Origin of the sequence: Exiguobacterium alkaliphilum, assembly GCF_018138125.1 — a bacterium.
Lineage (GTDB): Bacteria > Bacillota > Bacilli > Exiguobacteriales > Exiguobacteriaceae > Exiguobacterium > Exiguobacterium alkaliphilum.
On record NZ_CP073101.1, the window covers coordinates 536,682 to 562,530 of the forward strand.

The 25,849-nt window shown below is 54.7% G+C and carries 25 protein-coding genes, 1 pseudogene and 1 riboswitch; of the genes and pseudogenes, 15 read left to right on the plus strand and 11 right to left on the minus strand.

Going from position 1 to position 25,849, the window contains the following annotated elements; all coding sequences use genetic code 11:
- The first annotated feature begins 8 nt into the window (after positions 1–8).
- Positions 9–113, plus strand: a riboswitch (TPP riboswitch).
- A gap of 74 nt (positions 114–187) precedes the next feature.
- From tenA to KB235_RS02960, 8 genes are all read left to right on the plus strand, one after another.
- Positions 188–862, plus strand: a complete 675-nt coding sequence (gene tenA / locus KB235_RS02925) for a thiaminase II (protein ID WP_211780332.1) — start codon at positions 188–190, stop codon at positions 860–862.
- Positions 859–1,647, plus strand: a complete 789-nt coding sequence (gene thiM / locus KB235_RS02930) for a hydroxyethylthiazole kinase (protein ID WP_034816177.1) — start codon at positions 859–861, stop codon at positions 1,645–1,647. The genes tenA and thiM overlap by 4 nt, the downstream gene beginning before the upstream one ends.
- Positions 1,644–2,486: a bifunctional hydroxymethylpyrimidine kinase/phosphomethylpyrimidine kinase gene (thiD, locus tag KB235_RS02935; RefSeq protein WP_211780333.1), complete on the plus strand. Its 843-nt coding sequence runs from the start codon at positions 1,644–1,646 to the stop codon at positions 2,484–2,486. Before thiM ends, thiD begins: the two co-directional genes overlap by 4 nt.
- Entirely contained in the window at positions 2,455–3,096 is a 642-nt protein-coding gene (gene thiE / locus KB235_RS02940; RefSeq protein ID WP_034816168.1) for a thiamine phosphate synthase, read from the plus strand. Before thiD ends, thiE begins: the two co-directional genes overlap by 32 nt.
- A gap of 23 nt (positions 3,097–3,119) precedes the next feature.
- Positions 3,120–3,752, plus strand: a complete 633-nt coding sequence (locus KB235_RS02945; protein ID WP_211780335.1) for an SDR family oxidoreductase — start codon at positions 3,120–3,122, stop codon at positions 3,750–3,752.
- A 128-nt stretch (positions 3,753–3,880) separates the two neighbouring features.
- Positions 3,881–5,446 carry a sensor domain-containing diguanylate cyclase gene (locus KB235_RS02950; RefSeq protein WP_211780336.1) on the plus strand — a complete coding sequence of 522 codons (1,566 nt, stop codon included), beginning with the start codon at positions 3,881–3,883 and terminating at the stop codon, positions 5,444–5,446.
- Between the two features lie 42 nt (positions 5,447–5,488).
- Positions 5,489–5,938: an OsmC family protein gene (locus tag KB235_RS02955; protein ID WP_211780337.1), complete on the plus strand. Its 450-nt coding sequence runs from the start codon at positions 5,489–5,491 to the stop codon at positions 5,936–5,938.
- An 89-nt stretch (positions 5,939–6,027) separates the two neighbouring features.
- On the plus strand, positions 6,028–6,468 hold the full coding sequence (locus KB235_RS02960; RefSeq protein WP_211780338.1) for a GNAT family N-acetyltransferase: 441 nt from the start codon (positions 6,028–6,030) through the stop codon (positions 6,466–6,468).
- Here KB235_RS02960 and KB235_RS02965 read toward each other — a convergent pair whose 3' ends face one another.
- Entirely contained in the window at positions 6,469–6,915 is a 447-nt protein-coding gene (locus KB235_RS02965; protein ID WP_211780339.1) for a DUF4385 domain-containing protein, read from the minus strand. It lies immediately after the preceding gene.
- Positions 6,916–6,983: 68 nt separating this feature from the next.
- On the opposite strand from KB235_RS02965, the gene KB235_RS02970 reads away from it, so the two are divergent.
- From KB235_RS02970 to KB235_RS02990, 5 genes and pseudogenes are all read left to right on the plus strand, one after another.
- Positions 6,984–7,535, plus strand: a complete 552-nt coding sequence (locus tag KB235_RS02970; RefSeq protein ID WP_211780340.1) for a GNAT family N-acetyltransferase — start codon at positions 6,984–6,986, stop codon at positions 7,533–7,535.
- A 99-nt stretch (positions 7,536–7,634) separates the two neighbouring features.
- Positions 7,635–8,618: a LacI family DNA-binding transcriptional regulator gene (locus KB235_RS02975; RefSeq protein WP_211780341.1), complete on the plus strand. Its 984-nt coding sequence runs from the start codon at positions 7,635–7,637 to the stop codon at positions 8,616–8,618.
- On the plus strand, positions 8,615–9,502 hold the full coding sequence (gene rbsK / locus KB235_RS02980; RefSeq protein ID WP_211780342.1) for a ribokinase: 888 nt from the start codon (positions 8,615–8,617) through the stop codon (positions 9,500–9,502). The genes KB235_RS02975 and rbsK overlap by 4 nt, the downstream gene beginning before the upstream one ends.
- Positions 9,499–9,888 carry a D-ribose pyranase gene (gene rbsD, locus KB235_RS02985; protein WP_211780343.1) on the plus strand — a complete coding sequence of 130 codons (390 nt, stop codon included), beginning with the start codon at positions 9,499–9,501 and terminating at the stop codon, positions 9,886–9,888. Before rbsK ends, rbsD begins: the two co-directional genes overlap by 4 nt.
- 11 nt (positions 9,889–9,899) lie before the next feature.
- Positions 9,900–11,126 (plus strand): annotated as a pseudogene (locus tag KB235_RS02990) (sugar ABC transporter ATP-binding protein); the annotation flags it as partial.
- A gap of 116 nt (positions 11,127–11,242) precedes the next feature.
- Here the strand turns inward: KB235_RS02990 and KB235_RS02995 are convergent.
- The gene (locus KB235_RS02995; RefSeq protein WP_211780345.1) at positions 11,243–12,640 is read right to left on the minus strand and encodes a 6-phospho-beta-glucosidase; all 1,398 of its coding nucleotides are present in this window, start codon (positions 12,638–12,640) and stop codon (positions 11,243–11,245) included.
- 192 nt (positions 12,641–12,832) lie between these two features.
- On the opposite strand from KB235_RS02995, the gene KB235_RS03000 reads away from it, so the two are divergent.
- On the plus strand, positions 12,833–13,714 hold the full coding sequence (locus KB235_RS03000; RefSeq protein ID WP_211780346.1) for a MurR/RpiR family transcriptional regulator: 882 nt from the start codon (positions 12,833–12,835) through the stop codon (positions 13,712–13,714).
- Between the two features lie 10 nt (positions 13,715–13,724).
- On the opposite strand, the gene KB235_RS03005 is transcribed toward KB235_RS03000, so the two are convergent.
- From KB235_RS03005 to KB235_RS03040, 8 genes are all read right to left on the minus strand, one after another.
- Positions 13,725–15,365, minus strand: coding sequence for an IS1182 family transposase (locus KB235_RS03005; RefSeq protein WP_246514308.1), 1,641 nt, complete (start codon positions 15,363–15,365; stop codon positions 13,725–13,727).
- A gap of 160 nt (positions 15,366–15,525) precedes the next feature.
- Positions 15,526–18,054 (minus strand): YfhO family protein, encoded by a 2,529-nt coding sequence (locus tag KB235_RS03010; protein WP_211780347.1) that lies wholly within the window; start codon positions 18,052–18,054, stop codon positions 15,526–15,528.
- Complete coding sequence (locus KB235_RS03015; protein ID WP_034807730.1) at positions 18,051–18,440, minus strand: GtrA family protein; 390 nt, start codon at positions 18,438–18,440, stop codon at positions 18,051–18,053. Before KB235_RS03015 ends, KB235_RS03010 begins: the two co-directional genes overlap by 4 nt.
- On the minus strand, positions 18,388–19,374 hold the full coding sequence (locus tag KB235_RS03020) for a glycosyltransferase family 2 protein (protein ID WP_211780348.1): 987 nt from the start codon (positions 19,372–19,374) through the stop codon (positions 18,388–18,390). The genes KB235_RS03015 and KB235_RS03020 overlap by 53 nt, the downstream gene beginning before the upstream one ends.
- A gap of 119 nt (positions 19,375–19,493) precedes the next feature.
- On the minus strand, positions 19,494–20,117 hold the full coding sequence (kynB, locus tag KB235_RS03025) for an arylformamidase (protein WP_211780349.1): 624 nt from the start codon (positions 20,115–20,117) through the stop codon (positions 19,494–19,496).
- Positions 20,118–20,129: 12 nt separating this feature from the next.
- On the minus strand, positions 20,130–20,969 hold the full coding sequence (kynA, locus tag KB235_RS03030) for a tryptophan 2,3-dioxygenase (RefSeq protein ID WP_211780350.1): 840 nt from the start codon (positions 20,967–20,969) through the stop codon (positions 20,130–20,132).
- Between the two features lie 12 nt (positions 20,970–20,981).
- The gene (gene kynU / locus KB235_RS03035) at positions 20,982–22,259 is read right to left on the minus strand and encodes a kynureninase (RefSeq protein ID WP_211780351.1); all 1,278 of its coding nucleotides are present in this window, start codon (positions 22,257–22,259) and stop codon (positions 20,982–20,984) included.
- A 124-nt stretch (positions 22,260–22,383) separates the two neighbouring features.
- Positions 22,384–23,898 carry a BCCT family transporter gene (locus KB235_RS03040; RefSeq protein ID WP_211780352.1) on the minus strand — a complete coding sequence of 505 codons (1,515 nt, stop codon included), beginning with the start codon at positions 23,896–23,898 and terminating at the stop codon, positions 22,384–22,386.
- A 162-nt stretch (positions 23,899–24,060) separates the two neighbouring features.
- Between KB235_RS03040 and KB235_RS03045 the strand changes: the two genes are divergently transcribed.
- Positions 24,061–24,909, plus strand: coding sequence for a Cof-type HAD-IIB family hydrolase (locus KB235_RS03045; RefSeq protein ID WP_211780353.1), 849 nt, complete (start codon positions 24,061–24,063; stop codon positions 24,907–24,909).
- Positions 24,910–25,449: 540 nt separating this feature from the next.
- On the opposite strand, the gene KB235_RS03050 is transcribed toward KB235_RS03045, so the two are convergent.
- Complete coding sequence (locus KB235_RS03050) at positions 25,450–25,782, minus strand: hypothetical protein (protein WP_034816125.1); 333 nt, start codon at positions 25,780–25,782, stop codon at positions 25,450–25,452.
- Between the last annotated feature and the right edge of the window lie 67 nt (positions 25,783–25,849).

The window sequence follows — 25,849 nt, forward strand, 5'->3', positions numbered from 1 at the left end:
TTCATAATGTTTGCCACTAGGGGAGTCGCATGACGCGGCTGAGATGGACGAGGTCCAGACCCTTTGAACCTGATCTAGTTCACGCTAGCGGAGGGAAGTGGGCGAAACGACTTTTCTCACGCTGTATGTCCGACGCCGCTTCCGTTATGGGAGGCGGCGTTTTTCCATACAAAAGGAGGAGTTCATCATGACGTTCATCCAACACATCCGACAAGAAGCGGATACTTTGTTCCAAGCGAGTTTTGACCACCCGTTCGTCCGATCACTCGGCGAAGGGACGCTCGACGAGGCGAAGTTTCGCCACTATGTTCTGCAAGACTCATACTATCTGAACCAATTTTCGAAAGTGCAGGCGAGAGGGGCAATCGTGGCGCAAGATATGGAACTGTCGAGCCGTTTTTTGACACACGCGCTCCACACGATCGAGGCGGAACACGCGTTACATCGTGAGTTCTTCACGATGCTTGATGTGACCGAGGAAGAGCGACGTACGTTCGAGCCGGCGCCGACCGCATATGCGTACGCGATGCACATGCAACAAGCCGGACCGACGCTCGGGGACGTACTTGCAGCGATTTTACCGTGCTACTGGGTATACTACGAGATTGGCGAACGATTGAAAGATGCAAAGCCGGAGCATCCGATCTATACGGCTTGGATTGCGACGTATGGGTCGGAATGGTTCCGCGAACTCGTCGAAGAACAGATTGAACGGCTCGACTTGTTGGCCGAGCAAGCGACAGAAGCCGAACGCAAACGTTACCGTCAGTTGTTCTTGAAGAGCTGTTATTACGAAGTGGCGTTTTGGCAGATGGCCTGGACGCTCGAGACGTGGGACGTACCGGTGGAGGTGAGCCGATGAAGCGTGATTTGTGGGATAAAGTACGGGCCGAGCGGCCGCTCATCCATAACGTTACGAACATCGTCGTCGCCAACTTCTCGGCGAACGGATTGCTCGCGATCGGTGCGTCACCGGTCATGGCGTCCGCTGTCGAGGAAGTAGCGGAAATGGCGACGGTGAGCGATGCGCTCGTGTTGAATATCGGCACGCTCGATGCGACGACGGAAAGGACGATGATTCGAGCGGGACAAGCGGCGAACGCTGCAGGACGTCCTATCGTCTTCGATCCGGTCGGTGTCGGTGCGACGGCGTTTCGACGTCAAGTGGCGACTGCGATCCTCGAGCAGGTGCAGGTGACGGTCATCCGGGGGAACGCCGGTGAGATGGCGACATTGATTGACCGGACGGCGCACGCGCGCGGGGTCGATACGGGAGAAGCGTTGCAAGACGTGACAGACGTCGCGCGCGAGGCGGCCAAACGGTATCGCTGTGTCGTCGCGATGACCGGAGAGACGGATGTCGTCAGCGACGGGGACGTGACGATTGAAATCAAAGGAGGAACCGAAACGATGACGCGGACGACCGGGACCGGCTGTCTGCTCAGCGCGGTCGTCGGCGCGTTTCTTGCGGTTGAGGCTGACGCGATGACCGCGACATCGACGGCGCTCGCCGGATACGCCCGTTGCGGGGAACTCGCGACCGCACGTGCCGAGGGATCGGGCGATTTCCCAATTCATTTCTTGAACGAGCTTGGGAAGATGACCGCGGTCGAACTGCCGAGCGACCGGATTGAGGTGGTGTCATGAAGCGCGCACAAGTGTTGACGATTGCCGGATCTGATTCGGGCGGCGGCGCCGGCATTCAAGCCGATTTGAAGACGTTTCAAGAGCTCGGTGTATTCGGGACGAGCGTCTTGACGGCAGTCACGGCGCAAAACACACGTGGTGTGCATGGCGTCGAAGCGGTATCGGCTGAATTGCTCGCGCAACAACTCGATGCGATCGGCTCCGATTTTTCAATCGAGGCGTGCAAGACCGGGATGTTGTTCGATGCGAGTCGAATCGAGACCGTCGCTTCCGGCGTGAAGCGGCATGCGTTCAAACAGCTCGTCGTCGACCCGGTCATGATCGCAAAAGGGGGGGCGTCTTTGCTTCAAGACACGGCTGTCGAGGCGCTCAAGACGGCGTTGTTGCCGCTCGCGACCGTCGTCACGCCGAACGTGCCGGAAGCAGAAGTGTTGACGGGTTTGACGATTCGCTCATTCCAAGACCGTCTTGAAGCGGCGGAACGAATCTTGGCGCTCGGTGCGAAGGCCGTCGTCTTAAAAGGCGGTCATCTCGAGGGTGAACGTGCCGAAGATCTCGTCTTGACGGCGTCAGAGGCCTTCCTCGTCTCGGCACCGCGTATCGACACGCTTGACACGCACGGCACTGGCTGTACATTCTCGGCGGCGCTCACGGCCGAGCTCGCCAAAGGCCGTCCGATGATTGAGGCAACCGTGACGGCAAAGCGGTTCATCCAAAGCGCCATCACGTATGGACTCGAGATCGGAGCCGGACACGGACCGACGAACCATTGGGCGTACGGGATGCACGGAGAGGAGGGTGTCACGCTTGAAACGATCACGACGAGCCGAGCTCGCTGAACAGCTAGAGCTGTACTTCATCTGTGGAACGACGAACACAAAAGACATCTTCCGGACGGTCGAGACGGCACTTCAATGTGGCGTCACATGTTTTCAATTTCGTGAAAAAGGAAATGAGGCACTGTATGGAGATCAAAAAGAAGCGGTGGCCCGGACGTTGCTTCGACTTTGTCGCGCGTACGGCGTCCCGTTTATCGTGAACGATGATGTCGAGCTGGCGATGAAGCTCGACGCGGACGGGGTCCATGTCGGGCAAGAAGATGCGTCGGCCCGTCGCGTCAGACAGATGATTGGGGCGGACAAATGGCTCGGTGTCTCCGTCCATTCGCTCGAAGAAGCGGCGACGGCGATGGTGCATGCGGACTATGTCGGCATCGGCCCCATCTTTCCGACGGACTCAAAAGCGGACGCCGGGGAAGTGAACGGGACGACGCTCATCCGTCAAGTGCGGGCGGCGTACCGAGAGCTCCCGATTGTGGGGATTGGGGGCATTCGGCCTGAACATGTCGAGTTGATTCGACGTGACGGGGCCGACGGGGTCGCCATCATCTCGGCCATCGCTTCGGCGCCGGACGTGGCAGCAGCCACACGACGTTTCAAGTGTCTCTGAATTCGATTCGAGGAGGAAGACAGATGAACGTATTTGTAATTGGTGCGAACGGACAGATTGGAAAACAGCTCGTCGAACGCTTACAGGAGGAAGGCAAGCATGAGGTGACGGCGATGGTACGGAAAGACGAACAACTCGAAGATTTTAAAAACAAAGGCTATCAAGCCGTACTCGGTGACCTTGAAGGCAACGTCGCGAACTTGGCAGACGCCATCGACGGTGCCGACGTCGTCGTATTCGCAGCAGGTTCTGGCGGACATACGGGTGCCGATAAGACGCTCTTGATCGATTTAGACGGGGCAGCGAAAAGTATCGAAGCTTCAAAACAACAAGGTGTGAAACAGTTCGTCATGGTGAGCGCGTTGAAGGCGGAAGACCGCTCGGCATGGCCGGATGAAATGAAACCGTATTACGTGGCGAAACATCATGCGGATCGTCTGCTCGAGGAGAGCGGATTGACATACACGATCGTTCGTCCAGGGGCGCTCACGGATGACGCCGGGACTGGGAAAGTGAAGACCGGGGACGTGTCGACCGGTGAAGTTCCACGCGCCGACGTGGCGGCTTTCCTCGCCCATGTGATTGGCCACGAAGCGGCCTATAACAAGTCAATCGACCTCGTCAAAGGCGATACGGCGATTGAAGAGACGTTATAACGAGATGACGAAAACGAGCGGACCTCAGTCCCGCTCGTTTTTTGTATGTGCGCATCGACTCGACAAAGGGAACGATGCATCCGATAGAGAAAGTAGAGACGTACCTGTCTTGAGAAAGGGGTCCATCCATGACCGCACTGTTTACGTATATGGTCGTTTATCTCTTACCGGCCTTCCTGCTCAGCCATCTCGCACTGGATGTGTTGCTTCGAAATCCGCGACAAGTCGAACATCGGCTGCTCAGTCTGTTCGTCTTCGGCTATGCGATGTTGTTCCTGGCAGAGTTCGGCCGTCATTTGTCACCGATTGAACTCAGTCCGGCCTTCGTGACGTACTGGTTCGGGAACGCCGGGATTTTAATTTTTGTGTGCTCGGTCCATTTTATCTTCAAAGTGACGGGTGTCGGAGCCAAGTTGCCGAAATGGCTCTACCCATATGTCCTTTATTTACCGCTCATCCCGGTCGCCTTGACGTTCATCCGTCAAGAGAACATCATCAACAGCCAACGATTCGACCAAGTCGGAATTTGGATTTATCCTGAGTTCAACGCCTCGTATTTGATCACGATGACGATTGGGAACGTGTTCCATTTTCTCATCGTCCTTTTGCTCGTCTATGCGCTCAAACGGGCAGAGCGAACCGAGCACCAGCGCGTACTACGCATGCTCATTTGGACGGCGCTCGCCGTCCTCGTCTGGGACGTCGTGTTCGGTTATTTCCAATTCCGCGGTGTCATGCCGCCGTACGGTTATATGTATGGAGGTCTCGTCTGGGCCGTCGCGCTCGTCGTGGCGATGAACCGCCTCGACTTCTTGGCCTCGTACGCGAAACGATATGGGACGCTCTACAATTTGAACCCGTCCGCGATTCTGCTCGTCGACGACAACGGGCGCATCGAGAGCGCCAACCCGGCCGCCCGGATGTTGTTCCATACGGTCCGGGTCGTCAACGAACGTTTCGTCGACTTGTTGCCGGAGAAAAAGCGGGAAGAGTGGTGTCATCATTACCGCCAGCACTTCCAAGCACAAAAGAAATTCCTCGAGTTCGAGACGAAGATTCAAACGAAGACGGGGCAAGAGCGTTATGTCGTCATCGATGGCGACTTCATCTATATCGACCAAAAAGTTCACGGGATGATCCTCATCCGGGACGTGCACTCGTTCAAAGAGGCCGAACAGACGATTCGCTTTTTCGCGTATCACGACCCGCTCACGAAACTCGCCAACCGCCGCGCGTTTTATGAACAGGCCGACCAAGCGCTGCTTCAAGCGGACACACTTGCCCTCATCATCCTCGACCTTGATGGGTTTAAAGGGATCAACGACACGTACGGTCACCAAGTCGGTGACGAGTTTCTCATCCATCTCGGGACGTTGCTCGAATCGGTCACGCCGGAAAACGGTCTAGCTTCCCGGGTCGGCGGCGACGAGTTCTACATCTTCTTGACAGATGTGACAGAGCCTCGTCTCATCGATTTTGTCAGACGGCTGCAACGGACGCTCAGCGAGGAGTCGTTCTTGCTCGGACGGCAATCGATTCCGATTCGGGCGAGCATCGGCGTGAGCCTCTCTCCTAGGCAAGGGGTCGACCTCGATACGCTCATCCATAAAGCCGATCAGGCGATGTACCAAATCAAGCAAGACGGCAAGAACGACTACGCGATTTACGACGACGTGTTACACGGTCCGAAATAACGGGAACAGATTCACGATAACCCGTTTCAAGGAGGAGATGGCATGTCAGAGAAACCGTTCGTGACGATGCGTGCTGAAGGAGAATCGACCGGCGTGAAGACGACGGTACATGTCCGTGATTTGGCTCCGTTCGTCGTCGATGAGCAGGAACGGCTCGGCGGCACCGACGCCGGACCGAACCCGCTCGAATATTTACTTGGTGCGTTGTCGTCGTGCACGACGATTATGATCGCCTACGTCGCGCAGGACCAAAACTTCGATTATGATGGCGTGACGTTCGTGACCGAAGGGACGCTCGACCCGCGCGGCTTCCAAGGTGTCGAAGGAATACGGACATATTTTGAGAACGTACATGTCCACATCGTGCTCGAGACGGTCGAATCGGATGAACGGATTGCGGAGCTTCAAAAAGGTGTCGAGGCCCGTTGCCCGATTCACAATTTGATGCACGCGGCCGATGTCGACATCACGGCGACGTGGACACGAAAGTAAAGACGGGGCCAGCCCGTCTTTTTTGTGGATGATAAAGGAATCCCCGACCCCGACCACGAACAGCATAGAGACGCAGGGAGGGGGAGCGGATGAACGTCCAACCGATGACAGAACAAGACGCCCGCGCGATTCAAGCGTGGACGTACGAAGCACCGTATGATTTTTATAACCAGACTCCTTCTGAGGCAGGCATCAAGGAACTGATGGCTTATCAAGCTGTTCATGAAACAGGTGAACTGATCGGCTTTTATTGCCTCGGGCACTACGCCCAAGTCCCGAACGATACATATACGTATGACGATACATACATCGATTTCGGTCTCGGTATGCGTCCGGATTTGACCGGACAAGGCCATGGACGGCGTTTCCTTGAGACTGTGCTTGTCGAAGCGAAACGAACCGGGAAGCCCGTCCGGCTCACCGTCGCGGCGTTCAACGGACGAGCCGTTCGACTGTATGAGGGCGTCGGCTTCCGGAAAATCGCATCGTTTGAGAAAGACACGACCCGCTTCCTCATCATGGTGAACTGATCAACCGTATTGACGTTGATGGGCCTTTTTTCGTTTCAAATAGTCCTCGTCGGCCCGGATTTGATCCCAGCGCTCTTTGAAGATGCGGGCCGACTCGGCTTTTTCTTCATCAATCTCACGCTCGTGGATATCGCCGTCGTCTTTGTATTTGCGTCCGCCTTTGTAGTTGGCGTAGCGACGGGCCCGCGTATAGCCCATCTGAATGAACTTGCGGGCCATGTCCATGCCGACGAAATCATCGTTCTTCCGGTAAGCTTCAAACAGCTCCATAATCTCGTCCGCCGATTGTGTCGCGATGTCCGGTGTCTTGAAGCGCCAGTGGGGCAGAATCTCGCTTTTGTAAGGTTCGACGAGGAGCACCCCTTGTTCACCGCGGCCGACACGATATAGTTCGGGCTGTTTCCGAAAGTCGATCGTATCAAAATCTAAATCATAATCAAATGGCATCGTCATCCCTCCTCTGTTCAATCCATTCCCTGAACGAGTAAGAGAAAAACGATGAGAAGGAGTCCAAGATGATTCAACTAGAGACAAAACGTTTGCGGCTTCGCGCGTTTCACCTCGATGACGCGGAGGCGATGTATCCGTACGCGAAAGACGACCGGGTCGGTCCGAACGCGGGATGGGCGCCCCACCAATCGATCGAGGAGACACGCGATGTCATTCGAATGTTTCAAGCCGAGCAAGACGTATGGGCCATCACGCTGAAAGAGACGGATGAGGTCATCGGGACGATCGGTTTACACGACCGGCGACCGGACCCAAATATTCAGCACGAGGCGCAGCGTGAGATCGGTTACGTATTGAATCCGACATGTTGGGGACAAGGCTACATCCCGGAAGCGGTGCGCGCGATGTTGCGCCACGGGTTTGAAGATCTTGGACTCGAGCGCATCTGGTGCGGTCATTTTGACTTCAATGACCAGTCCCGGCGCGTTGTCGAGAAATGTGGATTCGTCTATTCGTTCACGACGTCGCAACAACTGACACGGCTCGACGGCCGGACGGTGGCAAGTCTCGTTTACGTCATCACAAAGAAAGACTATATGAACCGCTTGGCTCTGTGATGAGTCACGCGGTTTTTTTTTTCGGAAAATATTGCTTGATATGTAACCGGTTACACATTACGATGTGATTGTAAGCGTTACCAAAAAAGGGGTATGGAGATGGCGACAATCAAACAAGTGGCGAAACAGGCGAACGTCTCGGTCGCGACGGTATCCCGTGTCATGAACAATAACGGCTACGTGAGCGCGGAAGCACGGGCCGCCGTCGAGCAGGCCATCGCCGATCTCGATTACGCACCGAACCGTGTCGCACGGTCCTTATTTACAAAGACGTCCGGATTAATCGGGTTGATCATGCCTGACATCACGAACCCGTTCTTTCCCCAGTTGGCACGTGCGATTGAGGATGCGGCCAACCGGCACGGGTATCAAGTCGTCCTGTGCAATACGGACGAGCAGTTAGAAAAAGAACAGTCGTATCTCATCGCCTTGCACACGATGCATGTGGACGGCTTGATTATTACGACGAATCATTCGGATAACCCGAACTATGAGAAGCTCGACTTGCCGATGGTCGCCCTTGACCGAATCGTGAAATCGGGCATTGATGCCGTCATCTCAGACGGGTATGAAGGGGGGCGCCTCGCGGCCGACACACTCATCGCCTCTGGCGCGACGCGTCTCGTCCATATCGCCGGACCCGAGCAATTGCAGACCGTGAAGCGGCGCACCGAGGGCTTTCTTGACGTCGCTGGGGATCGCCTCATCGGGATGACCCATTCGAACTTCACGTTCAAAGAAGCGCTCACGGCCGCACAAACGTTATTTGATACACACTGGCCGTTCGATGGCCTGTTCGCAGCAAACGATGTCATCGCCGCAGCGGTGCTTCAAGAAGTGGTCCGGCGAAACGTCCGCGTGCCAGAAGAGTTACAAGTAATCGGATACGACGGCATCGAGCTCGGCGAGATGACGTCCCCGCCGCTCACGACGATTTCGCAACCAATCTATGAGATGGGTCGACTCGCGACAGAGCGGCTGCTCGATTTGATTGAGAAGAAAGACACTGCGACAAAAGAAATTTTATTGCCGGTTACGTTAACGGAACGGCAGACGACGAAACGGAAGGGGCAAGACAGATGAACCGAATTGTAGTGATCGGAAGCATCTCGATGGATTTGGTCGTCACGACGGACAAGCGTCCACAGGCCGGAGAGACGGTCATCGGGAACACGTTTCAAACGGTCCCGGGCGGAAAAGGCGCCAATCAGGCGGTCGCCGCCGCACGACTAGGCGGTACGGTCGAAATGGTCGGATGTGTCGGCGACGATGCGTTCGGCACGAGCATCCGCCAAAACTTTGAGACGCATCGTGTCGGCACACGTCACTTGCAGACGGTTGGGGAAGACGTGACCGGGACGGCGCATATCGTCCTCGCTGAACGTGACAACGCCATCGTCGTCGTCCAATCGGCGAACAAACAGGTGCGTTTCACTGACGGTGAACTCGACGCACTGCTCGACGAGGACACACTCGTTCTGCTCCAGCTCGAAATTCCACTCGAGACGGTCGAACACGTGAGTGCCTACTGCCGAAAGCGAAACATTCCGGTCTTATTGAACCCGGCCCCGTCTCAACCGCTCACGGCAACATTGCTCGACAACGTGACGTACGTGACGCCGAACGAACACGAGTGCCGTGACTTGTTCGGCGATGTGCCGATTGAGGACGTGTTGCGCCGTTTCCCGAACAAGCTCATCGTCACAGAAGGGGTGCGGGGTGTCCGTTTTTACGACGGAGAAAAGATTCAACACATCCCGGCCATTCGTGCGAACGTCGTCGATACGACGGGCGCCGGCGACACGTTCAACGGTGCGCTCGCGGTCGGGCTCGTCGAAGGTCGTCCTTTGCTTGAAGCGGTTCGATTCGCTGTCGTCGCGTCTGGCATGAGCGTCGAAGGGTTCGGCGCGCAAGGCGGGATGCCGACACGTGACGAAGTTTTCATGCGATTGGGGCGGGTTCAATGAAGAAGCTAGGTATTTTGAACAGTCACTTGACGAAAGTGTTCGCCGATCTCGGCCATACAGATAAAGTCGTTATCGCCGACTGCGGTCTGCCCATCCCAAACGGAGTCGAACGCGTCGATTTGTCACTAAGACTTGGAGAGCCGTCGTTTCTCGACGTGTTACATGCGGTCGAGGCGGATGTGGTCATCGAACAGATCACGGTCACCGAGGAGGTGTTCACGGAAAACGAGACAATCGCCAAGGCGTTGACCGAACGGTTCGACACGGTAAAGACGTGTTCACATGAGGACTTCAAACGGGAAGTCGCCACGGCGAAAGTCGTCATTCGGACGGGTGAGGCGACTCCTTACGCGAACGTCATCTTGCACGCGGGCGTCATATTTTAAGGAGGGATTCGATGCAGATCGAATTGAAACAAATCCATAAGGCATTCGGACCGGTCAGTGTCTTGAAAGGTGTCGACTTCGAACTCCTTCCTGGCGAGATTCATGCGTTGATGGGGGAGAACGGGGCCGGGAAATCCACGCTCATGAAAGTGATGACCGGGCTCCATGCGCAAGACGACGGCGAAGTCGTCATCGACGGTGCGGTCCGCCAGTTCAAACATCCGAAAGAGGCGAAGCGTGAAGGCATCGCCTTTATCCATCAAGAGCTGAATATCTTGCCGGAATTGACGGTGACGGAGAACTTGTTTCTCGGCCGCGAGTTGACGGGTGCGTTCGGTGTCATCAAGCAACAAGAGATGAAGCGCCGGGCCCGCGAATATTTGGCCGAGCTCAACGTGTTCATGGAAGTCGATGAACTTGCGAAAAACTTATCGGTCGGGCAGCAGCAGATGATTGAGATCGCCAAGGCACTCATGACAGATGCGAAAGTCATTGTCATGGACGAGCCGACGGCAGCGCTCACTGACCGCGAGATTCGTGCCCTGTTCGCGGTATCACGGGCACTTCGTGACCAAGGTGTCTCCATCATTTATATCTCGCACCGGATGGAAGAGATCTTTGAACTATGCGACCGGATCACCGTGCTCCGTGACGGGCTTTCGATCGGGACACACCGCATCGCGGACACGTCGTTCGAAGCAATCGTTAAAGAGATGGTCGGTCGAGAAATCGGCGAACGTTATCCGGACCGGAACGCGACAATCGGGGACGTTGTGCTCGAAGTGGACGGATTGATAGGTAACCGGTTCCACAACGTCTCGTTTGACGTCCGTGCCGGTGAAATCGTCGGATTCTCCGGGCTCATGGGGGCCGGGCGCACGGAAGTGATGCGCGCCTTGTTCGGGGCGGACCGGGCGAAAGCCGGCGTCGTCAAACTGAACGGAAAAGAAGTGCGCATCAAGAAACCTGCTGACGCCATTGCTCACGGCATCGCTTTCTTGACGGAAGATTGCAAAGGCGAAGGGTTGTTGCTCGACTTCTCGCTCCGCGAAAACCTCTCGCTCCCGACGCTCGACCGGCGAGCGAAAGGAATGATTATCTCACGGCAAGAGGAAGAAGCGTTCGCGGACGGCTATTTGAAAAAGCTACGTGTCAAACACCATTCGATGGAGCAAAAAGTGAAGTCGCTCTCGGGAGGGAATCAACAGAAAGTCGTGCTCGGGAAATGGCTCGGTGTGGAAGCTGCCGTCAACCACTTGAAAGGGGAGACGGTCGAAGAAAACATCCCGGTCGACCTCGAGTTAATCAAATAATGTAAACAGCCGACGCATTGATAAAAATGCGTCGGCTTTTATTATACATGGGCGATTGGGTGGAGCGAACGGACGACATCGTCTTTAATCGTCACACCGCTTGCTTCGAGCTCGGCAATCTTCTCGGCGAATTGAGGCAAGTGGTCTTTGTGCGCAATTAGGAGTTCATCGAGAACCCGCTTCGCAGTTTCACCGCTTGGAATGAGCGGATTCAGGATGAACGCTTGGAGGGCGAGGCCATAGTCACCGGTCACAGCCGCTTCTTCGACGCATAGCTCCATATTTTTCATGCCTTGGAGCCATCCTTTCTCGGCCGGTGCGAGCGCGCCGAATGCGATCGGTTTCGTACCGGTCGCCCCGATATAGGCGGATACTTCGACCACATCGTCCGGGGCAAGGTCCGGGACGGCCCCGTTATTTTTTGTCGAGACGACGATATGCGTGTTCTTATTCGCATAAATCGAGGCGATCGTCTCACACGCCGCGTCCGAATAGTGGGCGCCGCCACGTTTGGACAGTTGTTCTGGCTTATGGTCGAGGTGTGGGTCTTTATACAGTTCGAACAGCTCCGCTTCCGTCTGCTTCACTTGTTCGGCCCGTGTCCCGACAGCTAGGTCCTGGTACTCCTCGAGCATATGGGAGAGCATCTCCTCGGCGCGGTAATAGTAACGATGGTAACCGCATGGGATCATGTTCATCTGCTGCAACTGCTCTTTGAAGAACGGCATGTCGTGAATGTTCGCCGGGATGCCTGAATCCCCGTCAACCATCTTGTCGATGATGTCACGCGTGACGTCTGTCCCGTTCGAGTCATGGACGCGATGCCAGTGGAAGTGGTTCAATCCGGCGAACGAATACGTCAATTCTTCCGGTTTCTTGCCGATCAGTTCCGGCTCGGCCATCATCGCGTTGACCGGGACGTTGCAAAGTCCGATGACTTTGTCCCATTTCCCGTAGCGGATAATCGCATCGGTCACCATGCCGCTCGGATTCGTGAAGTTGACGAGCCACGCGTCCGGACAGAGTTGTTTCATGTCTTCGACGATGTCGAGGATGATGGGAATCGTCCGGAACGCTTTTAAGATGCCGCCGGCCCCGTTCGTCTCTTGCCCGACCATACCGTACGAGAGCGGGATGCGTTCATCTTTGATGCGGGCGTCGAGCAAGCCGACACGGAACTGGGTCGTGACGAAGTCGGCGTCTTTCAAGGCTTCTTTCCGGTCGAGCGTGAGATGTACGGTGACGTCATAAGGTGAGGCGTCCCACATCCGTTGGGCCATCTGCCCGACGATCTCGAGCTTCTCTTTCCCAGCTTCGATATCGACGAGCCAAATCTCTCGGATCGGCAACTCTTCGTAGCGTTTGATGAATCCTTCCATCAATTCTGGTGTGTAACTGCTGCCGCCTCCGATTGTGACGAGCTTGATTCCGGTTGTCATGTCAATTTCCTCCTTTTTGATTCACAAAAAATAAATCAGAAGTGTAAATGAAATAGGTGTAACTAAGCTTCTCATTCAGTATAAAATAAAGAAAAATAGAGACAATACGATTGGGGATAAATCCGAAAGCGTTTACAAACAAATGCAATTGTATATTTATTTTTGTGAATTTCATTTACAGGAGGCGTCGTCATGTTGTTGACCGAGAAATTAAAACAAGATCTATTCTCGCCGTCTGAGCGAAGCGTCATCGATTATTTATTTGAACAGCGGGAACACCTCTCCACGAAAACGATGAAGCAAATCGCAGAGGCGACGTATACGCATCCATCGATCCTTAGCCGAATCGCCGAGAAGCTCGAGTTCTCGGGTTGGCTCGAGTTGAAGACTGTGTTTTTAGAGGAGATCGACTATTTGAATCGTCATTTCTCAGACGTGGATGCCAACTACCCGTTCGCGCCCGAGGACGGATTGATGGCGGTGGCGAACAAAATGGCGGCGTTGAAGCGGATGACGATTGAGGACACGTTGTCGCTCCTCGACCATGAGGCGTTCGAGCAAGCCGTGACGATGCTTCATGAGGCACGTCACATCAAAATTTTCTCAATCGTTCATAACTTGTTGCTCTGTCACGACTTTAAAGCGAAGATGAACCGAATCGGAAAACACGTCTCGATCTGTGAGGTTGACCCTGAATTCGAAGCGGCCAACTCGGACGAGACGACGTGCGCGCTACTCATCTCCTATACAGGGGAAAGTGACACGACGCTCCGGCTCATCCCGTATTTGAAACAGCGTCACGTCCCGGTTCTCGCTTTGACGAGCGTTGGCGAGAACGCCATCTCGAACGAGGCGGATTGTACGCTCCGGTTGACGACGCGGGAACGTCTCTACTCAAAGATCGGTAGCTTTACATCGAACGACTCGACGCAGTATCTGCTCGATTTGCTATACGCCGGTGTGTTCTCGAAAGATTACGAAGCGAACCTCGCCTATAAAATCAACATGTCGAAACGACTCGATCACCGCAAGAGTTCGAGTGAAATCATGCAAGAAGAAGAGGCTGGGACATAACTAGCCAGTTCTAAAGTATTTCAATCAAAAAGAGGGGTCCGGTCACCGATTTTCGGTGACCGGACCCCTTCTTTGTACTTCGGGCGACAACGGTGGCGATGAACTTCCGCAGGTTCACCGCCATGAGCGCGAAGCCGAGCTCGCGTCTCACGCGCTGTTTTCCCCTGACGGAGAAGCGGGTGAAACCCAAATTGGCCTTCAGATATCCAAAAACTGGTTCCACGTCCGTCTTGCGTCTGGCGTAGAGGGCACCCGTTTTCTCATCCGAAAGCAGCGTTCTCGTCATATGCTTTTGTTCTTCCCAGGCCACGTTCACACCGACCTGGCGGTGGCTCCCTTCCTCGGCCTTTGTGCACAGGTCGCGGAACGGACACCCGCCGCAGTCCTCGCTCAGATACATGCGGGACTCGCGGACGAACCCGTCCCTGTCGGTCTTACGGGATTCGTGGCTGAACGGAAGCCGTCTCCCGTCCGGGCAGGTGAACGCATCGGACTCCCTGTCGTACGCCCAGTTCGAGATGTTGAACGGGTTCTCGCGCCACTTCTTCTTCTGTTCCTTCCGGTACATCGTGTACGGGATCAAGGGAACGCGCCCCCGGCGCTCGAGGATGTCCGTGTAGTTCGGCTGGCTCCCATATCCCGCATCGGCGACGATGTAGGCGGGTAACTCGAGGAACGTTTCGACCTCGTCGAGGAACGGGGCCAACGTCCTCATGTCGGTCGGGTTCGGAAAGACGTCATACGCCAGCGTGTACTGGCCCGAGGTCGCGATCTGGACGTTGTAGCCGGGCTTCAATTGTCCGTTCTTCATGTGATCATCCTTCATCCGCATGAATGTCGCATCCCTGTCGGTCTTCGAGTAACTGTTCCGCGTGCCAAAGGCGGCCATGTGTTCCTCGTATCGGCGTTTCCGGGCAGCGAAGTCGGAGGCCTGCTTGCCGAGGCGGCGGGGTTCCTTGCGTCTCGCGCGCAGTCGTTTGCGTTCCTCGACGTCGGTCGTCGAACCGATTTCCTCATCGATCGCGTCGACCTTTTCCCCGAGTCGCGCCGCGACCTCCTCGAGTTCTTCGACCGAGAGCGCCTCCGGGCTCTCGCGCTCAATCTCTGGGATGACCTGCTCGGCCATCAGCTCCTCGTATAGCCGATTCGACTTCTCGACGAGTGCGGCGCTGTATTTCTCGATGGCCTTCCTCCAGACGAAGGTGTATCGGTTCGCGTTCGCCTCGAGCTTCGTGCCATCGATGAAGATCGCCTCCTGATCGATCTCACCCGCCTCGACGAGGTGGCAACGGAACGTGACGAAGGCGGACTTCAGGATCGGGGCGACGGCCGGATGGACTCGGAACCGATTGATCGTCCGATAGCTCGGCTCGTGTCCCTGGGCGAGCCACATCATGCGCAGGCTGTCCTTGAGAAGGCCCTCGATCTTCCGACCCGAGAACACGGACTGCGTGTACGCGCAGAGGACGATCTTCATCATCATCCGCGGGTGATAGGCCGGGCAGCCCGTCGTTCGCCAGAACGTCTCGAACGCCTCGTCCGGGATCTGTTCGACGAGGTCGTGGACGGCGAAGGCGATGTCGTTCTCCGGGAGCCGAACTTCTAAATCTAGGGGCAAAACCAACTGGTTCATGGTATACTCTTTGTACATAGGGGCACCTCCAAAGTTATGGTTTGGTCACTTTAACTTTATCAGAGGTCGCCCCTATCTGTTTATATCGAAATGTGCGTAAGAACCCATAAAAAGGAGAAGAGGCCACCTGGCGCGAACGAGTCGCGCCAGGTGGCCTCTTTCTTATAAATCTACTGAGTTATGTCCCGACCTCTTTGCGGCGCAGATAGAAGAGATAGCCGACGAACAGGCCGAGACCAAGCACACTGAGCGCGGTCGTGACGGTGAAGAACGGCGGACGATACGTCAATTCGACGTCGTTTCGTCCTTCATCGAGAGGAATCGCGCTGAACGCATAGTTCGCCTGTAAGACGTCGCGCTTTTCTCCGTTAACACGGGCACTCCATCCTCGCTCAAACGGAACCGGGAGGACGGCATACGCTCCCGATGCGGCGTCCTCGACCTTGAAGTCGAGGTCGGGGCCGTCCCACGTGACCGGGATGTCCGGACGAGCATCCGCCTCGTCGAGCGCGGATTCGAGTGTCGTATAATCTTCCCATTCGACGGTCACGTTCTCGAGCGCGTACGTGCCTTCCGGAAGCCGTAACGGCACACGGTCAGTAAGCGGTGTGCGAAGCGTCATCGAGGTGAGGTCGGTCCGATAAATCGAGGCTTCGGGCTTTCGTGTCGTCCGGTAACCACCGAGCTTGACGAAGAAGCCGTCTCCTTCAAGTTTCCGGATGTTGAACGAGACATACAAGTCGCCTGTCGCATCCTCTGGTACGTCTGGAATCAAGTCGATCCCGCCCTCTTCCGAAGTGACGCGGAGCGTATCCCCGAGGAGTGCGGCTTCGGCGTCTTCTGTCGTAAAGTCGATTGAACGGGCCGGGGTCGGCGTCTCACTTCCATCATCTAAGATGACGCCCGAGAGCATCGCCTGCTCACGTGTCAATACCGAGGCGTCCTCAAGGTCGGCTTGACGATATGTGGACGTCGTCGTCCGGACGAACGGAAGCCGTGTCTCGCTCTCATAGACAGCGTAACGTTCTGTTTCAGCAAGAAGATTAAAGCCATAAGGCGCTTCGCTCGACACGTTTTGGTTGCGCATCCAGTAAGGGCTCGACAAAAGGTGGTGCAAGTTCGCGCGATTGCCGAGCGTGCCGTAACGGCTCACGCTTTCCCGTAACATATCGATTTCAAGGTCACGCCAATAGAACGTCAGCAAATTCCCGTTCAAAATACTCGAGTATAGACTCGTCCCGAGGAAAGACTGGACGATTGGCGTATTGTTGCGCAAGTGAACCATCCAGTCGAGCCGCTCGAGCGGTCCAGCTTCTTCTTGTACGATGTCGATCAATTCTCGCTGTTCTGGACTGTCATAACGTGAGCTGTTCACGAATGCCTCGTTCGTGTTGACGATGGACTTGTCGTGAAGGATGAGCTTCGTATAGCCGTTGAAGACGATGAGACAAGACGCGATCAGAACGTAAGGTGCGAGTGCCGGTTTCCACCAGAGCGACGCCACGGTGGCGAGCATCAAGAAGAAGATGACAAGACCGACCGGCCACGACGCGACGTTCCCGAATAGGCCGAACAGGAGATATAGCGCGACAGTACCGGCAGTGGCGATGAGAAACGCGCGCGTCTCGAACCGCCACTGCGACAACCCGACCGCGACCGCACCGCCCATCGTGAAGCTCGCGAGATACTCCCACCGGAACTGCGGCGCCGAGAACCCGTTAAAGAAACTGCCGACGTGCGGGCTGAAATGGAGCACGACGAACAAGAGGCTCATCGACGCGAATAGCCGGAACGCGGTATGGCGGTAGAGCGGACGATAGAGTGCGAGCAGCACGAAAACTGCTGGAATGATTAAAATGGTGCTATCGTATAACACGTTATCGGGGCGAAGCCACGGGATGTCATGGGCGAGTGACGGTCGCTCGTTCTGTAGAAAGCCGTACGTCGCCGGAACGAACGCGAACGCGCTCAACAAGAGCGCGAGCACGCCAGACCCGCTATAGAGCATCCATTGGTGCCGACGTCTGAGCCGATCTTCCGGGAAGCGGATGAACTGGCGGAACAAGACGTAGACGAGGACGAACACCAAATTGATGTAGGCGAAGTAGAAGTTGTTGACGAGCATCAGCGCGCTGACGGCGATGAACAGGTCCGCCCGACCGAGCCGGATGATTCGTTCGAGCCCGATCACGAGGAGCGGCACCCATAAAAAGGCGTCCGCGAAAAACTCCCAAAACGTGACGTGCCGGATGTACATGACCGACACACCGTACACGACGGCACCGGCAAAGGCGTAAAGCGTCTGCACGTGAAAGAGTCGATACGCGTACGTCGTCAAGACGAAGACGACGGCTAGACGGACGATGCTGACGACGAGCGCGAGCTGTAACCAAAGCTCGAGGTCCGGCGTGACGAGACCGAGCACGTCGAACAACGAGACGACGGCGACCGTGAGCCAAAAGACGACCGACGTCGCGTAATAGTAGGCGAGCTGGGTGATGACCCCGCCGCCAAAGCCGAAGTCTTCCGCATAGACGAGGTTGCCTTTATGGAACGTCTCGTACAAGAAATGTTTGAACGGGACCATCTGCGACAATCCGTCGTTCGGTCCGGCGATGTAGCCGCCTTGCGATTGATAATAAATAAAGAACGCATGAGCGACGATTGACACGAGAAACGCAGCGACGATCAGCTTGACGTTCTTCATACGGTCGACTGCTCGCGTTTCAAAATCTTACTCGTAACGATGAACGTCGCCGGTACGGCGATGAAAATGGCGAACAGCGGTGCAATCGATGTCGAAACACCAAGCTGTTCGACGAGTAGATAAATACAGACGGTCGTGACCGTGAAGTTGACGACTTGCGTCAACGGGAACTGCAAAAATTTCCGTAACGTCGGTTTAACTTTGAACGTGAAATAGCTGTTCAAAAAGAAAGAGGCGACCATGCTGAGCGTGAACGCCACCACATGAGAGACCCCGTAGCCGACTTTCCATACGTGATGAAACAACATGTACACCAAATAGTAATTGAGGGTGTTAATGCCCCCGATGACGATGAATTTTATAAACTCTGCCTTTCGCTTGTTCATTCATACTCTTCCTTTGCATATTAGTCTCTTGAATCAAATAAGCAGGACGCTGTTTCGTCTCGAAATAAATGCGTCCGACGTATTCCCCGATAATCCCGAGGCTGACGAGCTGGATGCCACCGAGCAACAGAATCGCCGAGATGAGCGTGAAGTAACCAGGTGTCTCGACACCGTCTTGAATGATGCCAAACAAGGTGAACAAGATGTAGAGCATCGACAAAATCAAAATTGAGACGCCCGTATAAAAACAGAACCGGAGCGGCTTCGAGTTAAACGAAATTAAACCATCGACCCCATAATTAAACAGCTGGTTGAACGACCATTTCGTCTCGCCGTTTTGCCGTAAGACATTTTCATACGTGACAATTTTTTGTTCCATTCCAATCCAAGAGAATAACCCTTTAGAGAAGCGGTGGTTCTCGTTCATGCGTAACAAGGCGTCAATCGCCTCGCGGCTGAGGAGGCGGAAGTCACCGACCCCGTCCTCGAGTTCGACGTCGACGATTTTATTGATGAGTTTGTAATACGTCTGCGAGGCGAACTTTCGAAGCCCGCTCTCACCGGTCCGGTCGCGCTTGGCGATGACTTGGTCGTATCCTTCTTCGTAACCCGCAATCATTTGAGGAATGAGGGCGGGAGGATGTTGCAAGTCGGTATCCATTAAAATGGCGGCGTCTCCGGTCACGTGTTGCAGGCCAGCGAGGATAGCCGCTTCTTTTCCGAAGTTTCGTGAAAAGGAGACGTATCGGACTTCAGGGTGCCGGTTCGCCAACCGTTTGATGGCGTCTAGCGTATCGTCCGAACTGGCGTCGTTAATGAATATAATTTCATAGTCGTACGTGCTCCCCTCGAATTGCTCGCAGATGGCTTCAAAGATGAGTGGAATGTTTTTTTCTTCGTTATAGGCGGGGAGAATAAATGAGATGACGTTCATAAAAAACACTCCTTTCTACACAGTTTGCGTAGTACCTCTCTTCCCGCTAAGTCGATCACTCAAGCATCGTCCCACAGTTTCCCACAAAAAACATCCATCCGCGAGGGATGGATGTCAGGTTAATCGAGGGCGCGCAACAAGGCGCGGACGGGGCTACCATCCCCTTGAACGATTGGGAGCGGGACAGCGTTCAGTTCATAATCGCCTGGTGCGATATGGTCGAGGACGAGTCCTTCGAGAATATGGACCCCGTTACGGGCAAGCGCGTGATGGGCCGCCATTTCTTTACTGTCGATTGCATCGACCGACGGTAAATCGAGACCGATCAAGTAAATCCCGAGGTCGCCGAGCCGGTCGGCAAGCGACGGCGTCAGCTCTGGGATGCGTTCCGGGAACACGAGTTTATCTGACCAACCGTCTGTTTTAATAATGAGGCGTTCGACACCGGTCAAGTCAAAGCCATCCAAGTCACTCGCCTCAATTCGCTCGTGTCCAGGCAGATGGATGACCCGGGCCGGCCCGATATAGAGACCGGGATCGAGGTCGATGACGCGTTTTCCGGCGTCATCAAAGTGGAACGGTGCGTCGATGTGAGTGCCGGTGTGAAGGCTCATCGTCACTTTGCCGACGTTGACCGAACCACTGTCGGCCATCGGCCAAGCGATGTCATAACGGAACGGGGTATCCCCGGGCCACGTCGTCGTCGTATCCTCGAGCGGTTGCGATACATCAATCCAACTCATGCTGTTGCCTCCTCATAATTTCGTCCGGACGGTCCAAAGCTCCGGGAAGAACCGGTGATCGAGGACACGTCGCAAATAGTTGACGCCAGAAGAGCCGCCCGTGCCCATCTTTTGACCGATAATCCGCTCGACCGTACTCATATGGTTAAAGCGCCACATCTGTTGTTGGCTGCCAATATCGAGCAGCTTCTCTCCAAGTTCATATAAGTCCCAGTATGTGTCGACGTCCCGGTACACCTCGACCCATGCCGCTTCGACGCTCTCGTTCCATTCCCAGTCCTTTGTCACGTCACGTTCGAGTACGGCTTGATCGATTGCCAAGCCGCGACGATGCATCTCGCGGACGGTCACATCATAGATGCTCGGTGTGTGAAGGGATGTCTCTAAAAGCGGATACAACGCCTCGTCATGGGCGTAGACGCTGAGCGTGCGGGCATTCTTGAATCCGAGTGCGAACTCGATTTGCCGGTTTTGATACGACTGGAAACCGGACGAAGAACCGAGCTTGTCCCGGAACTCAAGATACTCGGCCGGTGTGAGCGTGGCGAGCACGCTCCATGACTGGATGAGTTGTTGTTGAATCTTTGATACGCGGGCGAGCATCTTGAACGAGCGTTCGAGCTCTTCGTTCGCGATGGCAGTCGTCGCAGCCGTCAACTCGTGCAAAATCAGTTTCATCCATAGTTCGCTCGTCTGGTGGATGATGATGAAGAGCATCTCATCATGGTGGTCCGATAGACGGTGCTGACTCGATAGAATCGGATCGAGCTGCAAATAGTCTCCATAAGACATGTCCTTAGAAAAGTCAGTTTGAATCGTCTGTTCGACGTTATGTTCAATGCGTTCACTCATCGTTTTTCCTCCTCACGCCACGACTTCGCGGACGTTCGCGAACGCTTCATACTCTTTATCTTCCATGATCGTCTTCAAGATTTGAACGACGTCATATACGTCCGTGAACGTGTTATATAAGGCGACCGGTGCGAGCCGGATGATATTTGGGGCGCGGAAGTCCGGGATGACCCGGTGTTGTTTGAGCGCCTTACAGATGCGGGCCGCTTCTGGGTGCTCGAGACTGAGGTGGGCGCCGCGGGCGACTTCGTCACGCGGGCTACCGAGCACGAACCCGTAAGGTGCGAGTACGGCCTCGACGAGATCCATCAGATACGTCGTCAAGGCGAGTGATTTTTCACGAATCGCTTCCATCCCGACTTCGTTGAACATCTCGAGCGCACCGAGTTGAGGAGCGAGGCTCAAAACGTGTGGCGTCCCGATTTGAAACGCCCCGGCATGATCGGCGGGCGTCATCGTATGGTCCATATCGAACTGCTTGTCTTTACGCGAACCGAACCAGCCTGCGAGGCCTGGTGTCGTCCCGAAGTGGCGTTCGTGGACGAATAAGCCGCCGACGCTCCCCGGGCCGCCGTTCAAGTGTTTATAGTTGCACCAGTACGCAAAGTCGACCCCCCAATCGTGGAAGGCGTGCGGGATGGCCCCGACGGAATGACAGGCATCGAAGCCGATTAAGATATCGCGTTCATGGGCCGCTTTGGCGAGACGGGCCATATCTAAAATTTGTCCGCTCCGATAGAGCACCGTCGGCAAGACGATAAGGGCGATCTCATCCGTCATCGCGGCGATGATGTCGTCTTCACGCAAATAACGGCCGTCCGGACTCTCGACTTGAACGAGGTGGTCCTCTGGGTTTAACCCGCGCAATTCAAGTTGACTCTTCAGCGCATAGATGTCTGATGGGAACGTGAGCGTATCCGCCAAAATTTTTGTCTTCTTGCCTTCCGGTCTATAAAATGAGGCGACGAGCTGATGCAAGTTGACCGTCGTCGATCCCGTCACCATGACTTCTTCCGCTCGTGCCCCGATGAGCGGTGCGTTCAAACCGGCGAGTTCTTCCGATAAGTTGAACCACGGATGACGTCCCGACATCCACCCGTCAATCCCGAGCTCTTTCCAGTCTTGAAGCGACTCGAGAAGCGTCTGCTCGGCCCGTTTCGATAACAGCCCGAGCGAGTTCCCGTCCATATAAATCCCGTCTTGCGGCAAATAAAACTCTTCCCGATAGCGTGCCAGAGCATCGCTTTTGTCAAGCGTCTCAGCGTATGACCGTGTGAAATCTTGTAGCATACTCATCCCCCTAAAATTCGTCATGCAATTCTGACAAAAGCGTAGCAATCGACGTCAACCGTGTCAACTGAGTGGAGATGATCGACTAAAAGAACCGCCCTAGTAAAAGGCGGCTCTTGTGACATCATTTGATTTTCTTCATGTTTTCTTTTCGCAACAGGCTGAACAACGTGTACACCATCAGAATGAGGATGACGGTGAACGGCAACGCCGAAATGAGAGAGGCGGTCTGCAATCCTTCAAGGCCGCTGGCGATGAGAAGGACGGCCGCGATGCCGCCGAGCAATACACCCCAGACGATGCGAACGGCGAGAGGAGGGTTCAAGCTGCCATTCGTCGTCATACTGCTAATGATATACGTCGCCGAGTCGGCGGACGTGATTAAAAATGTCAATATGAGCAGGATGGACAAGACGGACAAAAGGAACGACAACGGCAACTCGGCGAACGTGACGAACAAGGCGCTCGTGACGTCCGCATCGACCGCTTGGGCAATCGACGTCCCCTCGAACAAATCAAGGTGGAGCGCCGTCCCGCCGAATACCGCGATCCATAGAAGCGCAATGGCCGGAGGCACGACGAGAACGCCGACGATGAACTCACGGATGGTGCGACCACGCGAGACGCGGGCGACGAACGCCCCGACGAACGGTGACCAGGCGATGGCCCACGCCCAGTAGAAGATCGTCCAGTCCCGGACCCACGTTCCTTGTTGATACGGTTGGAGCCGGAGACTGTAGCGGATAAAGTTTTGCAAATAATCACCGAATCCGAGCGTGAACGTCTCGAGGATGAAGACGGTCGGACCGGCAAAGAAGACGAAAATCATAAGGACGAGCGCCGTCGCCAAGTTCACGTTGCTGAGCCATTTGATCCCGCGGTCAAGGCCGGTCGTCGTCGACGTCAAGAACAGGGCGGTCAGGACGACGATGATCAATACTTGAACGAGCGCCGTATTCGGTAAACCGAAGACGCTGTTCAGTCCTCCGTTGATTTGCAGTACCCCTAAACCGAGCGACGTGGCGACGCCCATGACCGTCGCGATGACAGCGAAGATGTCAATCGTCTGATTGAGCGGCCGCGTATACGAGCGGTCTTTCAAAAGAGGAGACAAACTCGTCGAGATGAGGCCATCCGCGTTTCTCCGGAACTGGAAATAGGCGATGATCAGACCGACGATGGCGAACACGGACCATTGGCTCACTCCCCAGTGGAAGAACGAGTAGGCCATGGCGAGACGGGCACTTTCGACCGTCAACGCTTGGGTGTCCGCATAAGGCGGGGTGAAGAAGTGGCTCATCGGCTCGGCGACGCCCCAAAAGACGAGCCCGACACCGAAGCCGGCCGAGAAGAGCATCCCGATCCAAGTAAAGAACGGATACTGCGGCCGGTCGCTGTCCGCACCGAGGCGAATTTTTCCATATTTACTGAACGCGAGGAAGACGAGAAAGAGGACGAAGAAAAAGACGGCCAACAAGTAAAACCAGCCGAACGACTGGGTCGTGAAATTGAAGATGTTGCCGGCGATTTCCGCGAACAACGTCGGGCGTACGGCCCCGAACAATACGAGCAAGGCGATCACGCTTGCTGAGATATAAAACACACGGTTCAGCCGTGGCTTATTCGATGAATGATTCATAAAGTCTCCTTCCTAAACGAATACGATTATGTAGGCCTCATTATTATTCCCTAAAAGTAATGTCGGAAAACGAGATTTTCATCGATTGTGCAATCTGGACGTTGAGCGACGATAAATGAGGGAATGATAAAGAAGAAGACTGTATTAAGAGGAGGGACCGATATGAAGTTAATTGCGATTGATTTGGATGGGACGTTATTGTCGCGAAAAGGCATCATCACGGAAGCGAACCAGGAGGCGATTCGACGGCGGCAAGCGCAAGGCGATTTAGTCGCCATCTCGTCGGGACGCTCGATTCATGATATCGAAGAAATTTTAAAACGGAGCAATCTGACGTGCCCGATCTTATCCGGGAATGGGGCGATCGCCTTTTATGAAAATGAACGCATATACTATCACTCGCTTCCGAAACATGTCGTCCAAGAGCTATGGGACATCGCCCACGAGCACGACACGTACGTGGAGTTTTATACGAATACCGGCGTGAAGGTGCTGCGTTCGGGGACGGATTTATTGAAAGGGGAGCTTGACGAGGTGCTCCCGCACGATCAATCGTTCACGCGGGAATGGGGAGAGCGGGAAATCGAGATTCAAAACGAACAGTTCGGTTTGACGTACGTCGATGTAATCGACGACATCGATTTCGAGGCGGATGAAGTGTATAAAGTGTTCATCTACTCGTTCGATCGTCGTAAACTCCACAAACTTCGGAAATTATATGAGCCGCGGACCGATATTTTGATCACGACAGCCGGGTGGACGAAAATTGAGATCGGTCATCCGAAAGCGAGTAAAGGGATGGCCCTTCAACAGTTGGCAGAACATCATCATATCGCGAAACAACACATCGTGGCCATCGGCGATAATTTGAACGACGTCTCGATGTTCGAGGTGGCGGAGACGTGCATCGCGATGGGAAATGCCGTGGATGCTTTAAAAGACATCAGTACCCATATTACGAAAGACGCTGAAGCCGATGGCGTCGCGTACGCGTTGAACGAGTACGTGTAGATCAGAGATTTGGAGAAATGGTGAACACGGATTTGAAGGCCATAAAAACGGCTATTGTATTAGTGTAGTCCTCATTCAAAAGAGTAGACTGAAAGGGGGCGACGGATGAAACAATTTTCGAGACGTTTGACTAGGCGTGAACCGGTCAAACGACAGACAGCCTGTTCGGACAACCGGTCATCGAACCGTTCCCTGTCGCTACCTGTCGCCGACCTTACGCGATGTGAGGGGCAGACGAAAAGGATTCTTGGGAACACGAGTCGGATGGTTGGGGTGTCTCCTCGGGCGGAGGTGGGCCGGATGGGATTCGTGACAGATTTCGTTCACATAGGTCGAACTGACGATTGATCGGCAACCGGAAGCCGTGCTTCTGTATGTGCCGCCTTGTCAGAAAGACGAACGATTGCTCGGAAATCGTTGCATGAATCGCATCGCTTTCTAGCACGACGTAACACTTATGGGACGGTCGATCAACTTGATCGGGTGGAAGTCCAACCGACTAGAAACGCTCACCGTAAGCGCCACGACTGTGGCGCTTTTTCATTGCGTGAACGTGGAGACACGTGACGGGGAAGCACCAGCCGCCGCTTTATACTCGATGCGGTGACCGTCGACTGCCTTCGTCACACGGAACGAATAGTCGGCATCCGGTTCGTCGCGAAACGTGACGTCATAGACGTACCCGCTAAAGCCGAGTGCTCCGTCAAGCGAGTAGGTCTGTTCCGGAATGTTATAATGAGTGGCAAGGTATGATTCCAAAGCGTGTTCTCGTTCTTTGATTTCTGCGTCATAACGTACGTATAAAAAAGCAGCGAGGGCGATGGTGACGAATAAGGTAGAACGGACAAGGGTGTTCCAATTACGACGAGGCATTGGCGAGTCTCCTTTCTTTAGATAGAATTAGATGATATTTTACGGAAAATTCAGACAAATTACAAGC

Coding starts and splice junctions, on each gene's coding strand:
- tenA (WP_211780332.1), top strand. CDS start 188: ATGACGTTCATCCAACACATCCGACAAGAAGCGGATACTTTGTTCCAA.
- KB235_RS02995 (WP_211780345.1), bottom strand. CDS start 12,640: ATGACAACCGGAATCAAGCTCGTCACAATCGGAGGCGGCAGCAGTTAC.
- thiM (WP_034816177.1), top strand. CDS start 859: ATGAAGCGTGATTTGTGGGATAAAGTACGGGCCGAGCGGCCGCTCATC.
- KB235_RS02965 (WP_211780339.1), bottom strand. CDS start 6,915: ATGCCATTTGATTATGATTTAGATTTTGATACGATCGACTTTCGGAAA.
- KB235_RS02955 (WP_211780337.1), top strand. CDS start 5,489: ATGTCAGAGAAACCGTTCGTGACGATGCGTGCTGAAGGAGAATCGACC.
- KB235_RS02945 (WP_211780335.1), top strand. CDS start 3,120: ATGAACGTATTTGTAATTGGTGCGAACGGACAGATTGGAAAACAGCTC.
- KB235_RS03020 (WP_211780348.1), bottom strand. CDS start 19,374: ATGAACGTCATCTCATTTATTCTCCCCGCCTATAACGAAGAAAAAAAC.
- KB235_RS03045 (WP_211780353.1), top strand. CDS start 24,061: ATGAAGTTAATTGCGATTGATTTGGATGGGACGTTATTGTCGCGAAAA.
- KB235_RS02975 (WP_211780341.1), top strand. CDS start 7,635: ATGGCGACAATCAAACAAGTGGCGAAACAGGCGAACGTCTCGGTCGCG.
- KB235_RS02960 (WP_211780338.1), top strand. CDS start 6,028: ATGAACGTCCAACCGATGACAGAACAAGACGCCCGCGCGATTCAAGCG.
- KB235_RS03000 (WP_211780346.1), top strand. CDS start 12,833: ATGTTGTTGACCGAGAAATTAAAACAAGATCTATTCTCGCCGTCTGAG.
- kynB (WP_211780349.1), bottom strand. CDS start 20,117: ATGAGTTGGATTGATGTATCGCAACCGCTCGAGGATACGACGACGACG.
- kynA (WP_211780350.1), bottom strand. CDS start 20,969: ATGAGTGAACGCATTGAACATAACGTCGAACAGACGATTCAAACTGAC.
- KB235_RS02950 (WP_211780336.1), top strand. CDS start 3,881: ATGACCGCACTGTTTACGTATATGGTCGTTTATCTCTTACCGGCCTTC.
- KB235_RS02970 (WP_211780340.1), top strand. CDS start 6,984: ATGATTCAACTAGAGACAAAACGTTTGCGGCTTCGCGCGTTTCACCTC.
- rbsK (WP_211780342.1), top strand. CDS start 8,615: ATGAACCGAATTGTAGTGATCGGAAGCATCTCGATGGATTTGGTCGTC.
- KB235_RS03010 (WP_211780347.1), bottom strand. CDS start 18,054: ATGAAGAACGTCAAGCTGATCGTCGCTGCGTTTCTCGTGTCAATCGTC.
- KB235_RS03050 (WP_034816125.1), bottom strand. CDS start 25,782: ATGCCTCGTCGTAATTGGAACACCCTTGTCCGTTCTACCTTATTCGTC.
- KB235_RS03015 (WP_034807730.1), bottom strand. CDS start 18,440: ATGAACAAGCGAAAGGCAGAGTTTATAAAATTCATCGTCATCGGGGGC.
- thiD (WP_211780333.1), top strand. CDS start 1,644: ATGAAGCGCGCACAAGTGTTGACGATTGCCGGATCTGATTCGGGCGGC.
- KB235_RS03040 (WP_211780352.1), bottom strand. CDS start 23,898: ATGAATCATTCATCGAATAAGCCACGGCTGAACCGTGTGTTTTATATC.
- KB235_RS03005 (WP_246514308.1), bottom strand. CDS start 15,365: ATGTACAAAGAGTATACCATGAACCAGTTGGTTTTGCCCCTAGATTTA.
- kynU (WP_211780351.1), bottom strand. CDS start 22,259: ATGCTACAAGATTTCACACGGTCATACGCTGAGACGCTTGACAAAAGC.
- rbsD (WP_211780343.1), top strand. CDS start 9,499: ATGAAGAAGCTAGGTATTTTGAACAGTCACTTGACGAAAGTGTTCGCC.